Origin of the sequence: Microbacterium sp. ISL-59, assembly GCF_018613945.1 — a bacterium.
Taxonomy (GTDB): Bacteria; Actinomycetota; Actinomycetes; order Actinomycetales; family Microbacteriaceae; genus Microbacterium; species Microbacterium oxydans_B.
The window spans coordinates 436,675-447,929 of sequence record NZ_JAGGPG010000004.1; the positions used below are offsets into that span (position 1 = coordinate 436,675).

Annotated in this window: 12 protein-coding genes; 6 read left to right on the forward strand and 6 right to left on the reverse strand. The window is 68.8% G+C overall.

Going from position 1 to position 11,255, the window contains the following annotated elements; genetic code table 11:
* Positions 1-35: 35 nt before the first annotated feature.
* From J7E45_RS15720 to J7E45_RS15735, 4 genes are read left to right on the forward strand one after another with little or no spacing between them, the layout of a single operon-like run.
* A complete protein-coding gene (locus J7E45_RS15720; protein ID WP_215070488.1) occupies positions 36-503 on the forward strand; it encodes a MaoC family dehydratase N-terminal domain-containing protein in 468 nt (155 codons plus the stop codon).
* Complete coding sequence (locus J7E45_RS15725) at positions 503-901, forward strand: MaoC/PaaZ C-terminal domain-containing protein (protein ID WP_091029622.1); 399 nt, start codon at positions 503-505, stop codon at positions 899-901. Before J7E45_RS15720 ends, J7E45_RS15725 begins: the two co-directional genes overlap by 1 nt.
* A 13-nt stretch (positions 902-914) precedes the next feature.
* Positions 915-2,048, forward strand: a complete 1,134-nt coding sequence (locus J7E45_RS15730; protein ID WP_215070490.1) for a UDP-N-acetylmuramate dehydrogenase — start codon at positions 915-917, stop codon at positions 2,046-2,048.
* Positions 2,049-2,093: 45 nt separating this feature from the next.
* Positions 2,094-2,495 (forward strand): VOC family protein, encoded by a 402-nt coding sequence (locus J7E45_RS15735; RefSeq protein WP_215070492.1) that lies wholly within the window; start codon positions 2,094-2,096, stop codon positions 2,493-2,495.
* Here the strand turns inward: J7E45_RS15735 and J7E45_RS15740 are convergent.
* The 3 genes from J7E45_RS15740 to ald form a co-directional block, all read right to left on the reverse strand.
* Positions 2,453-2,890, reverse strand: a complete 438-nt coding sequence (locus tag J7E45_RS15740; protein ID WP_215070494.1) for a hypothetical protein — start codon at positions 2,888-2,890, stop codon at positions 2,453-2,455. The genes J7E45_RS15735 and J7E45_RS15740 overlap by 43 nt on opposite strands.
* Before the next feature lie 128 nt (positions 2,891-3,018).
* Complete coding sequence (locus J7E45_RS15745) at positions 3,019-4,218, reverse strand: pyridoxal phosphate-dependent aminotransferase (RefSeq protein WP_215070496.1); 1,200 nt, start codon at positions 4,216-4,218, stop codon at positions 3,019-3,021.
* 81 nt (positions 4,219-4,299) lie between these two features.
* Positions 4,300-5,394, reverse strand: a complete 1,095-nt coding sequence (ald, locus tag J7E45_RS15750) for an alanine dehydrogenase (RefSeq protein ID WP_215070498.1) — start codon at positions 5,392-5,394, stop codon at positions 4,300-4,302.
* Between the two features lie 102 nt (positions 5,395-5,496).
* Between ald and J7E45_RS15755 the strand changes: the two genes are divergently transcribed.
* Entirely contained in the window at positions 5,497-6,015 is a 519-nt protein-coding gene (locus tag J7E45_RS15755) for an Lrp/AsnC family transcriptional regulator (protein WP_029260964.1), read from the forward strand.
* Between the two features lie 13 nt (positions 6,016-6,028).
* Here J7E45_RS15755 and J7E45_RS15760 read toward each other — a convergent pair whose 3' ends face one another.
* The 3 genes from J7E45_RS15760 to aceA all read right to left on the reverse strand — a co-directional run bounded on the left by J7E45_RS15760 (position 6,029) and on the right by aceA (position 9,597).
* Positions 6,029-6,460, reverse strand: a complete 432-nt coding sequence (locus tag J7E45_RS15760) for a hypothetical protein (RefSeq protein ID WP_215070500.1) — start codon at positions 6,458-6,460, stop codon at positions 6,029-6,031.
* Between the two features lie 96 nt (positions 6,461-6,556).
* Positions 6,557-8,212 carry a malate synthase A gene (gene aceB, locus J7E45_RS15765; protein ID WP_215070501.1) on the reverse strand — a complete coding sequence of 552 codons (1,656 nt, stop codon included), beginning with the start codon at positions 8,210-8,212 and terminating at the stop codon, positions 6,557-6,559.
* A gap of 59 nt (positions 8,213-8,271) precedes the next feature.
* On the reverse strand, positions 8,272-9,597 hold the full coding sequence (gene aceA, locus J7E45_RS15770) for an isocitrate lyase (RefSeq protein WP_215070502.1): 1,326 nt from the start codon (positions 9,595-9,597) through the stop codon (positions 8,272-8,274).
* A 133-nt stretch (positions 9,598-9,730) separates the two neighbouring features.
* On the opposite strand from aceA, the gene J7E45_RS15775 reads away from it, so the two are divergent.
* A complete protein-coding gene (locus J7E45_RS15775; RefSeq protein WP_215070503.1) occupies positions 9,731-11,182 on the forward strand; it encodes a helix-turn-helix domain-containing protein in 1,452 nt (483 codons plus the stop codon).
* The last annotated feature ends 73 nt before the right edge of the window (positions 11,183-11,255 follow it).

The window sequence follows — 11,255 nt, forward strand, 5'->3', positions numbered from 1 at the left end:
CCTGGCACGCAGCCGGGCCTCGGTAGGATCGAGGGGTGGCAGTGAACCAAGAACTGGTCGGCCGGGAGTTCCCGCCGACGGCCCCCTACCTCGTCGGCCGCGAGAAGGTGCGCGAGTTCGCGCGCGCCGTCTTCGCCGATGCTCCGCAGCACACCGACGTCGAGGCGGCCCGCGCGGCCGGCTTCTCCGACGTCGTGGCGCCGCCGACTTTCGCGATGGTCATCCAGGACCTCACGCTCCAGCAGCTGCTGGCGCAGGAGGACTCCGGGATCGTGCTCGCCCGCACGATCCACGCCGAGCAGCGCTTCACCTACACGCGCCCGATCGCGGCGGGCGACGAGCTCACCGCGCAGCTGCGCGTCACCGGCATCCGGATGATGGGCGGCAACGCCATGATCACCAGCGAGGCCGCGATCACCGACGCCGCGGGCGACCATGTCGTCACGGCGACGAGTGTGCTGCTGGTGGGCGCCGAGAGCACGGACGAAGGGAAGGCCGCCTAATGGGCTACACCGTCGGAGACGTGGTCGCCGAGCGCACCGTGCATCTCACCCGCGAGTCGCTCGTGCGCTATGCGGGAGCATCCGGAGACTTCAACCCCATCCACTACCGTGACGATGTCGCCGCATCCGTCGGGCTTCCCGGCGTGCTCGCGCACGGCATGCTGACGATGGGCATCGCCTCGTCGGTGGTCGTCGCCGCCCTCGACCCGGCCACGAAGATCCTCGACTATGGGGTGCGCTTCACCAAGCCGGTCGTCGTCGACCCGGTCGATGGTGCCGACATCACCGTCGTCGCCACGGTCGGCGCGGTCGATGAAGAGGTCGCGCGCATCGACCTCAAGGTCACGTTCGGCGAGACCACGGTGCTCGTCAAGGCGCAGCTGCGCGTCGCTGTCTGATGCGGGCGCTCTGATGCGGGAGATCGAGCCGGTCCGCCTGGCCGAGCTGACCACGCTGCGCACGGGCGCCGCGCCCGAGCGGATGCAGGAGGCGACGACGACCGCCGGTCTGATCGAGGCGCTGCGCGACACCTGGGCCCGCGGTGACGAGTGGTTCGTCCTCGGTGGCGGTTCCAACCTGTTCGTCGGTGACGAGCCCTTCGAAGGCACCGTCATCCGCGTGCGCACCGAGGGGATCGAAGAGATTTCTTCGCCGCACCCCGGTCGCATCCGGCTGCGCGCGCAGGCCGGGCACTCGTGGGACGACCTGGTCGCCTACGCCGTCGCCCATGGCTACGCGGGTCTCGAGGCCATGAGCGGGATCCCCGGCACGGTCGGCGCGTCCCCCGTGCAGAACATCGGCGCGTACGGGCAGGAGATCCAGGAGACACTGGTCGAGGTCGAGCTGATCGACGAGTCGACCGGCGAGATCTCGACCGTTCCCGCGGCCGAGCTCGGACTGGGTTTCCGCACCTCGGTCCTCAAGCACCACCACGGCAGTGTGCCGCTGCGGCGCGCCGTGATCCTCTCTGTCACCGTCGACCTGGCGATCGCCGGAGAGCGTGTGGTTCGCGGCGAGCAGTTGCGTCGCGCACTCGGGCTGACCGACGACACGCCGGTTCCGCTGAGCTGGGTGCGCGAGCGCATCCTCTCGACCCGCGCGTCGAAGGGCATGCTGCTCGACGATGCCGACCCCGACACCCACGGCGTCGGCTCGTTCTTCCAGAACGCGATCGTGACGGCCGCGGTGGCCAGTGCGCTGCCGCCGGAGTGCCCGCGTTGGCCGGTGGCCCCCGACCTGGATGCCGTGACCGTGATCCCGCTCGCGTCCTACGACGGGCAGGTGCCGCTGTCGAAGCCGACGACCGTCTCCGACGTCAAGGTCAGTGCGGCCTGGCTGATCGAGCAGGCCGGCATCCGCAAGGGGTTCAAGCTGCCGCGCTCGCGCGCCGCCGTCTCGACCAAGCATGCGCTGGCGCTCACCAACCGCGGCGGCGCGACCGCGGGCGAGGTCGCCGAGCTCGCGCGGTTCATCCAGAGCCGGGTGCACGCGGAGTTCGGTCTCGTGCTTCAGCCGGAGCCGGTGCTGGTCGGCGTCGACCTGTAGGGCGATCGACCTCTAGGGGTCGGCGGTCGCGGCTACACTCGCGGCATGACCGGACTCATCCCGTACCTGCTGTTTCCCGGCAATGCCGCAGAGGCGCTGCGTCACTACCGGGCCGTGTTCGGCGGTGAACTGCAGTTGCTCGACTACGCCACGGCGGGCCGGCGCGACGGGCCCGGCGATGCCGTCGCGCACGGCCAGCTGAGCGGACCGGTCGAGCTCGCCGGGGCCGATGCCGGAGCCGACGACGACGCCGTGCAGATGAGCGGCATGTTCCTCTCGCTCCTCGGCACCGCGGATGCGCTGACCCTCACCGCGTGGTACGACAAGCTCGCCGCCGACGGCCGCGTGATCGATCCGCTGCAGAAGCGCCCGTGGGGAGACTTCGACGGCACGCTCGTCGACCGCTACGGCATCCGCTGGCTGATCGGCTTCCACCCCGAGGACTGAGGTGTCCCGCTGCCGAAGTAGGGACGAGACGACGGCAGGAAGATCAACACGACCGCCGCGGTGGTGAGGGCGAGGGTCGCGAGGCCGACCGGGAACTCCCAGGTCGTGGCCGTTGCCGCCGGAACGTAGAGCGCGAGCGGGAGCGGGAACAGCAGGGTCGCGTATCGGGCCCACGACTTTCGTCTTGTGACGAGCACCGTGATGGTCGCGTAGACGACCACCGGGACGAAGGGGAGCACACTGAGCAACTGTCGCCACTCTCCTCCCCAGTACCAGAGGAAGGGAGCGACCACGAGGGAGAGGAAGAAGACCAGCACGGTCACCGTGATCAGGATGGCGAAAGCCACCCGCAGAGTCACCGGCATCCGACCATCACGCTGCTCGCCGTTCGTCATACCTCCAGTATCGCTGGCGCTCGCCTCAGGGCAGCGACAGCCAATCGGCGTGAGCCTGAGCTCCCTCGTGTAGATGACGAAGATCCCTCCCGTCTGCAGAGGGGAGGGATCTTCGTCGGTTCAGCGGGTCAGGCGAACAGTCGCTGCAGGCGCTGCACGCCCTCGAGCAGCTGGTCGTCGCCCAGGGCGTACGACATGCGGATGTAGCCCGAAGGGCCGAAGGCCTCGCCGGGGACGACCGCGACCTCGGCCTGGTCGAGGATGAGGTCGGCGAGCTCGAGCGAGGTGGTCGGCGTCACGCCGCCCCAGGTGCGGCCGAGCAGACCCTGCACGTCGGGGTACACGTAGAACGCGCCGAGCGGGTTCGGCACGACGAGGCCGTCGATCTTCGACAGCTCCGACACGATGAGCTTGCGCCTGCGATCGAAGGCCTGACGGAACTGTTCGGCCTCGTCCTGCGGTCCGTTGAGGGCGGCGATGGCGGCCTTCTGTGCGACGTTGTTCACGTTGCTCGACAGGTGCGACTGCAGGTTGCCGGCGACCTTGATGGCGTCGGCCGGGCCGACCATCCAGCCCACGCGCCAGCCGGTCATGGCGTAGGTCTTGGCGACGCCGTTGACGAGGATCGTCTGCCCGGCGACCTCGGGGACGGCCTCGACGATCGAGGTGGCCTTGACGCCCTCGTAGGTGAGGTTCTGGTAGATCTCGTCGCTGATGATCCAGATGCCGTGCTCGAGTGCCCACTCACCGATGGCGCGGGTCTCTTCGTCGGTGTAGACCGAGCCGGTGGGGTTCGACGGCGACACGAACACGAGTGCGGTGGTGCGTGCGGTGCGAGCGGCCTCGAGCTGCTCGACCGTGACCTTGTACTCCTGGTCGGCACCGGCGAACACCTCGACGGGCGTGCCGTCGGCGAGGCGGATGGCCTCGGGGTAGGTGGTCCAGTACGGCGCGGGCAGCAGGACCTCATCGCCCGGGTTCACCACGGCCTGGAAGGCCTGGTAGACGGACTGCTTTCCGCCGTTGGTGACGATGACCTGGCTGGGGGAGACCTCGAGGCCGGAGTCGCGCAGCGTCTTCGCGGCGATCGCCTCGCGCAGCGCCGGAAGGCCCGGAGCCGGCGTGTACCGGTAGCTCGCCGGGTCGGCCAGAGCAACGGCTGCGGCATCCACGATGAACTGCGGCGTCGCGAAGTCGGGCTCGCCGGCGGCGTACGAGATGACGTCCTTGCCTTCGGCCTTGAGGGCCTTGGCCTTGGCGTCGACCTTGAGAGTCGCGGACTCGGCGATGGCGGACAGCTTGCGGGAGAGAGGAGCGCGTTCGGTCACGATTACGAGCGTACTCGGCTCGATGCGGCCGGAGAGGTGTGGGATACCGCCAAGATCCGAGGTTCTTTCGGGTTCGGCAGGTCAGCCGGCGACGAGTCCGTGCGCCTGAGCGACGGCCGGGAGCGTGATGCGTCCGCCCTGCACGTTCAGGCCCGCAGCCAGCGCCGCGTCTTCGGAGGCCGCGCGCTCCCAGCCCTTGCCGGCGATCGCCGAGACGTAAGGGAGGGTCGCGTTCGTCAGTGCGCGGGTCGCGGTCTCGGGAACAGCCCCCGGCATGTTCGCGACGCAGTAGTAGATCGAGTCGTGGACGGCAAAGGTCGGGTCGTCGTGCGTGGTCGGGCGCGAGCCCTCGAAGCATCCGCCCTGGTCGATCGCGATGTCGACGAGCACGGAGCCCGGCTTCATGGCGGCGACCATGTCGTCTGTCACCAGCTTGGGGGCCGCGGCTCCCGGGATCAGCACGGACCCGATCACGAGGTCGGCCGTCTTGAGCTCTTCGGCGATGTCGTAGCGACTCGAGGCGCGGGTCTCCAGCGCTCCGCCGTAGCGGTGCTCGAGTTCGCGCAGACGCGGCAGCGAGACGTCGACCACCGTCACCTTCGATCCGAGGCCGAGCGCGTTCGCGGCGGCGTGCTCTCCGGCGACGCCGCCTCCGATCACGACGGTCTTGGCGCGCGGAGTGCCGGCGATGCCGCCGAGCAGCATGCCGCGTCCGCCCTGGGAGCGCAGCAGCGAGTACGAGCCCATGACGACCGAGAGCCGCCCGGCGATCTCGCTCATCGGCACGAGCAGCGGCAGGCTGCGGTCGGTCAGCTGCACGGTCTCGTAGGCGACGGCGGTGGTTCCGGCATCCACGAGCGCCGTGGTCAGCGCGCGGTCAGCGGCGAGGTGCAGGTAGGTGAAGAGGGTGAGGTCCTCTCGCAGGAACCCGTACTCCTGCGCGATCGGTTCCTTGACCTTGATGACGAGGTCGGCGTCGCCCCAGGCGTCGGCGGCGGTCGCCACGATCTCAGCGCCGGCTGCGTGGTAGTCATCGTCCGTGATGCGCGAGCCGAGGCCCGCGCCGGACTGCACGAGCACCCGATGGCCCTCGTGCACCAGCCGGTCGGCGCCGGCGGGCGTGAGGGACACGCGGTTCTCGTTGTTCTTGACCTCGGTGGGGACGCCGATCTTCATTGATCCTCCTGGGTTGATGCGGTGCGGCACCAGGATCGCAGAAACATCGATGGAACAACAGAATCACTGAAGATGATTCGTGAAGACGCGCCATCGTGAATAATGCTTCGTATGGAGACGACTTCAGGAGCCTCGGAGCCGAACAGTGTTCGGGCACCCGCCCTCGATGCGATCGATGCGCGGATCGTGCAGTTGATGACCGCCGACGGGCGCATGACGAACGCCGAGCTCGCCGGTCGACTCGGCGTCGCCCCCTCGACCGCGCACACCCGGCTGCGGGCTCTCGTCGACCGCGGCGTGATCACGGGGTTCCACGCGAGTGTGGACGAGCGGATGCTGGGTGCCGGGCTCCAGGCCGTGATCGGCGTCACGCTGCGCCCGAGCGGACGGCGCGAGAGCATCGTGGAGTTCGCGGACCGTGTGCGGGTGCTGCCGCAGGTGATCCAGGTCTTCTTCCTCGGCGGCGACGATGACTTCCTGCTGCACATCGCGGTCGCCGACTCGTCCGAGATGCGCGAGTTCGTGCTCGAGCATCTCTCGGCACAGAGCAGCGTCGCCTCCACTCGCACGAGCATCGTGTTCGATTATCACCGCAACTCGGTGGCGGCGTCTTTCCGCTGAGTCCGCTCGGGCTTCAGGCTCCGTACGAAGCGGGGAGCGCGCAGTAGTCGGCGAACCGTCGCACCGGCTGCGCGGGATCGCTCACGTCGACGATCGACCCGGCGACCGTGTGCGGCGGCTCGTCGCCGGCCAGCTGCCACACCGCGTAATTCCACATGCCCCTCGTGCGCTCGCCGAGCAGACCGGCCGGCCCCGAGACGAGCAGGATTCCGTCGTTGGTGGGGTCTTCGCGGAACGTGGTGACCACCGCACGCACACCGGATTCATCGCCCTCGGCCGAGTGCTCGCGGACGACCTGCTGCCCCGCCTTGGTCAGCGCCGCTGCGAGGTCGTCGGCCGCCCGTCGCGAGCGCTCGGCATCCGCCCCGGCGACCGCGAGCAGCCGACGGCCGCGAGGGTAGAAGTGCAGGAACTCGGTGGCGATGTCCGCCCAGACGTCGGTCATGTCTCCAGGCTACGCCTCGCCCGTTGCGCCGGCCCCGGAAACGGAAGAGCCCCCGGGCCGCGGTATCCGCCGCAGCCCGGGGGCTCTTCCGCGCGTTCAGTCCTCGTCGATCAGGAACCGGCTGTAGGCGCCGAGGGTGAGGAAGGTCGGGAACTCCTCCTGCAGGGCGACCTCGCGGAAGATCTCCGCCGCGTCGTCGTAGCGGTCGCCGTGGCTGCGGGTCGCCTGTGCGAGCACCTGGGTGATCAGTCCCTCGATGTACTCGGCCGTGATCGGGGTGCCGTCCTGCGTCGATCGGTCCTGATGGATCCACTGCCACACCTGCGAGCGGCTGATCTCGGCGGTCGCGGCATCCTCCATCAGGTTGTCGATCGCCACGGCGCCGAGTCCGCGCAGCCAGGCCTCCAGGTAGCGGATGGCGACCGAGACGTTGTCCCTCACGCCCTGCGCCGTGATCGGCCGACCGATGTGCAGGTCGAGCAGGTCGCGTGCCTCGACGTGCACGTCGTCGCGCTGGCGGTCGACCTGGTTGGGGCGGTCGCCCAGCACGGCGTCGAACTCCGCCTGAGCCGTGGGGATCAGGTCGGGGTGCGCGACCCACGTGCCGTCGAAGCCGTCGCCGGCCTCGCGCTTCTTGTCGGCCGTGACCTTCTCGATCGCGCGCGCCGTCACCTCGGGGTCGCGGCGGTTCGGGATGAACGCGCTCATGCCGCCGATCGCGAAGGCTCCCCGCTTGTGGCAGGTCTGCACGAGCAGGTCGGTGTACGCCCGCATGAACGGCACGGTCATCGTGACCTCGCTGCGGTCGGGAAGCACGAAGCGTGCTCCACGGCCGCGGTAGTTCTTGATGATCGAGAAGATGTAGTCCCAGCGGCCGGCGTTCAACCCCGCGCAGTGATCGCGCAGCTCGTAGAGGATCTCGTCCATCTCGAACGCGGCCGGGAGGGTCTCGATCAGCACCGTCGCGCGGATCGTGCCGTGCGGGATGCCGATGTACTCCTCGCTGAACGAGAACACGTCATCCCAGAGCTTCGCCTCCTCGCTCGACTCGATCTTGGCGATGTAGAAGTACGGTCCGCGACCGCCGTCGATCAGCGCCTGGGCGTTGTGCAGGAAGTAGAGGCCGAAGTCGACGAGGGAGCCGGATGCCGAGGTGCGACGACCGGCGCGATCGATGAACGCGATGTGCTTCTCCGGCAGGTGCCACCCGCGCGGACGCATCACGATCGTGGGCGTGCGCTCCGCCGTGACGCGGTACTCCTTGCCTTCCGGCGAGGTGAACGACAGCTCGCCGCGGATCGCGTCACGGAGCGACAGCTGCCCCTCGATGACGTTCTTCCAGGTCGGGCTCGTGGCATCCTCCTGGTCGGCGAGCCACACTCGCGCGCCGGAGTTCAGAGCGTTGATCGTCATCTTCGGGTCGGTCGGGCCGGTGATCTCGACGCGACGGTCCTCGAGCCCGGGACCGGCGCCGGCGACCCGCCAGTCGCGGTCCTCACGGATGTGCGCGGTGTCGTCACGGAAGCGGGGGTCGTGCCCGTTGCCGATCTCGAAACGGCGGCGCATCCGGTCGGCGAGCCGGTCGTGACGGCGGGAGGCGAACCGGTGGTGCAGCTCGGTGAGGAAGGCGATCGCCTCGGGGGTGAGGATCTCCTCGTAGCGGTCGCGGATGGGGCCGGTGACCTCGATCGCCGGACCCTGCTGGGTCGTCTGGATCGGAGCCGTGATCGGGGGAGCGGTGGGAGTGGTCATGATCGTGTGTCCTTTGCGTTGCGTTGCGTTGCGTCGCGATGCGAAGAAGGCGGCGGGGATCAGTGGAACTGCGCGGCTTCGGTGGAGCCGGCGAGGGCGAGCGTCGCGCTGTCGGGGTTGAGCGCGGTGGAGATGACGTCGAAGTATCCGGTGCCCGCCTCGCGCTGGTGCTTGGTGGCGGTGTAACCGTCGGCTTCGGCGGCGAACTCGGCTTCCTGCAGCTCGACATAGGCGCTCATGGCGCGATCGGCGTAGCCGCGGGCGAGGTCGAACATCGAGTGGTTCAGGGCGTGGAAGCCGGCGAGCGTGATGAACTGGAACTTGTAGCCCAGGTCAGCCAACTCCTGCTGGAACGTCGCGATCTCGGCGTCGGACAGGTGCTTCTTCCAGTTGAAACTCGGAGAGCAGTTGTAGGCCAGGAGCTTACCGGGGAACTGCGCGTGGATCGCGGCTGCGAAGTTGCGCGCGAGCTCGATGTCCGGCTCGCCCGTCTCCACCCACAGCAGGTCGGCGTAGGGGGCGAACGCCAGACCACGGCTGATGACCGATTCGAGTCCCGGCTCGATCCCGTAGAAACCCTCCGTCGTGCGCTCGCCGGTGGTGAAGTGCTGGTCGCGCTCGTCGACGTCGCTGGTGAGCAGGTCGGCGGCGAGGGCATCCGTGCGGGCGATGATGACGGTCGGGACCCCGGCGACGTCGGCGGCGAGGCGGGCGGCGTTCAGGGTGCGGATGTGCTGCTGGGTGGGCACGAGCACCTTGCCTCCGAGGTGGCCGCACTTCTTCTCGCTGGCCAGCTGGTCCTCCCAGTGGATGCCCGCGGCACCCGACTGGATGAGCGACTGTGCGAGCTCGTAGGCGTTCAGCGGTCCGCCGAAGCCCGCCTCGGCGTCGGCGACGATCGGGGCGAGCCAGTCCTGCGTGATCTCGCCTTCGGCATGCTCGAGCTGGTCCTGGCGGATGAGGGCGTTGTTGATGCGGCGCACGACCGCCGGCACCGAGTTCGCGGGGTACAGCGACTGGTCGGGGTAGGTCTGGCCGGCGAGGTTGCCGTCGGCAGCGACCTGCCACCCCGAGAGGTAGATGGCTTTCAGTCCTGCCCGCACCTGCTGCACGGCCTGACCGCCGGTGTAGGCGCCGAGCGCCCGGACGTAGTCCTCGGTGTGCAGGAGGTTCCAGAGGTTCTCGGCGCCACGGTGGGCGAGGGTCGACTCTTCGCGGACCGAGCCACGGATGCGGATGACGTCTTCTGCCGAGTAGGTGCGCTCGACGCCGTCCCAGCGGGGATCGGTATCCCAGATCTCCTGGAGCTCGGCGGCCGTCTGAACCTGGTCGCCGGCTCGCAGACCGGCGGGGCGGGGCGTCGGGGTGTGGGCGGTGTTCGTCATGGTGTCTCCTCGGTGGATCCGGCGGCTGTGCCGGTGTGGCGTGGTTCCACTGTGCGTGAAGATCGGGACTCTGAACCGCCTGTTTCGAAGAGAAGATCGGTCGAAATTCTGTTTCTGTGACAGAATCTGCCGCATGAGCACCATCGACGCTGCAGAAGAGACCGACGCCCTCACGATCGGTCGCCGCATCCGCCGACTCCGCACGGCGAAGGGCATGACGCTCGACGACCTCGCCTCCGCCGTCGATCGGGCGCCGAGTCAGATGTCGATGATCGAGACCGGCAAGCGCGAACCCAAGCTCACGCAACTGCAGGCGATCGCCCGCGCCCTGGGTGTGACGATCGACGCCCTGCTGGAGGGCGAGCCGCTCGACGAGCGCAGTGCCGTCGAGATCGCCCTGGAGCGCGCGATGAAGGGGCAGACGTTCCAGGCCCTGGGTATCGAGCCGTTCCGCATCGCGAAGAGTCTGCCGACCGATGCGCTGAAGGCCCTGCTCGCGCTGCACGGGGAGATCGACCGGCTCAGGGACGAGCGGGCCGCGACGCCGGAGGAGGCCAGGCGGGCGAACGTCGAGCTGCGGCACCTGATGCGCCGGCAGGACAATCACTTCGCCGACCTCGAGGCCAAGGCCGCAGAGATCCTCGCCGCGGTCGGCCACCCTGGTGGCCCTCTGACGCAGCGCACCGCATCCGAGATCGCGGCCTACCTCGGCTTCACCCTGCACTACGCGCCCGACCTTCCGCAGACCACCCGCAGCGTCGCCGATCTCGCGAACGGGCGGCTCTACCTGTCGAGCAGCGTGCCCGCGAAGGGCGATGCCCGCACCGCGGTGCTGCAGGCGCTGTCGAGCCGCATCCTCGGACACTCCGAACCACGCAGCTACGCCGAGTTCCTGCGGCAGCGCGTCGAGACCAACTACCTGACGGGCGCGCTCCTCATCCCCGAGGCGCATGTCGTCCCCGCGTTGAAGGATGCCAAGCAGCGACGGGCGATCTCGATCGAAGACCTGCGCGATGCGTACTCGGTGTCGTACGAGACCGCCGCGCACCGCTTCACCAACCTCGCGACGCGGCACCTCGACATTCCGGTGCACTTCCTCAAAGTGCACGAGTCGGGCACGATCACCAAGGCGTATGAGAACGACGACGTGAACTTCCCGACCGACCGCCTCGGTGCCATCGAGGGACAGATGTGCTGCCGCCGGTGGACCTCGCGCGTCGTGTTCGATGAGGACGACCGCTTCAATCCCTATTACCAGTACACCGACACCGGCAACGGCACCTACTGGTGCACTGCCAGGGTCGAGTCGTCGAGCGAGGGGCTGCACTCGGTGAGCGTGGGCGTGCGCTTCGACGACACCAAGTGGTTCGTGGGGAGGGACACCTCGCACCGGGGCGTCTCGAAGCACTCGGTGGAAGTGTGCTGCCGTCGGGCTCCCGCCGAGCTGGAGGACCGCTGGCGGGAGAACTCCTGGCCGAACGTGAAGACGCCGCGCACCCTGCTCGCGACGCTGCCGACCGGGGCGTTCCCCGGGGTCGACACCACCGACGTCTACGAGTTCCTCGAGGCGCACGCCCCGCGCTGACCGCGGGCGGCCTTCACGCTGCCGGAGCGCATGCTCCGGCGTTCGTCAAAACTAGTTTGATCTTGCTTAGTCA

Coding starts and splice junctions, on each gene's coding strand:
- J7E45_RS15760 (WP_215070500.1), bottom strand. CDS start 6,460: ATGACCGACGTCTGGGCGGACATCGCCACCGAGTTCCTGCACTTCTAC.
- J7E45_RS15730 (WP_215070490.1), top strand. CDS start 915: ATGCGGGAGATCGAGCCGGTCCGCCTGGCCGAGCTGACCACGCTGCGC.
- aceA (WP_215070502.1), bottom strand. CDS start 9,597: ATGACGAACACCGCCCACACCCCGACGCCCCGCCCCGCCGGTCTGCGA.
- J7E45_RS15740 (WP_215070494.1), bottom strand. CDS start 2,890: ATGACGAACGGCGAGCAGCGTGATGGTCGGATGCCGGTGACTCTGCGG.
- J7E45_RS15775 (WP_215070503.1), top strand. CDS start 9,731: ATGAGCACCATCGACGCTGCAGAAGAGACCGACGCCCTCACGATCGGT.
- J7E45_RS15755 (WP_029260964.1), top strand. CDS start 5,497: ATGCTTCGTATGGAGACGACTTCAGGAGCCTCGGAGCCGAACAGTGTT.
- ald (WP_215070498.1), bottom strand. CDS start 5,394: ATGAAGATCGGCGTCCCCACCGAGGTCAAGAACAACGAGAACCGCGTG.
- J7E45_RS15725 (WP_091029622.1), top strand. CDS start 503: ATGGGCTACACCGTCGGAGACGTGGTCGCCGAGCGCACCGTGCATCTC.
- J7E45_RS15735 (WP_215070492.1), top strand. CDS start 2,094: ATGACCGGACTCATCCCGTACCTGCTGTTTCCCGGCAATGCCGCAGAG.
- aceB (WP_215070501.1), bottom strand. CDS start 8,212: ATGACCACTCCCACCGCTCCCCCGATCACGGCTCCGATCCAGACGACC.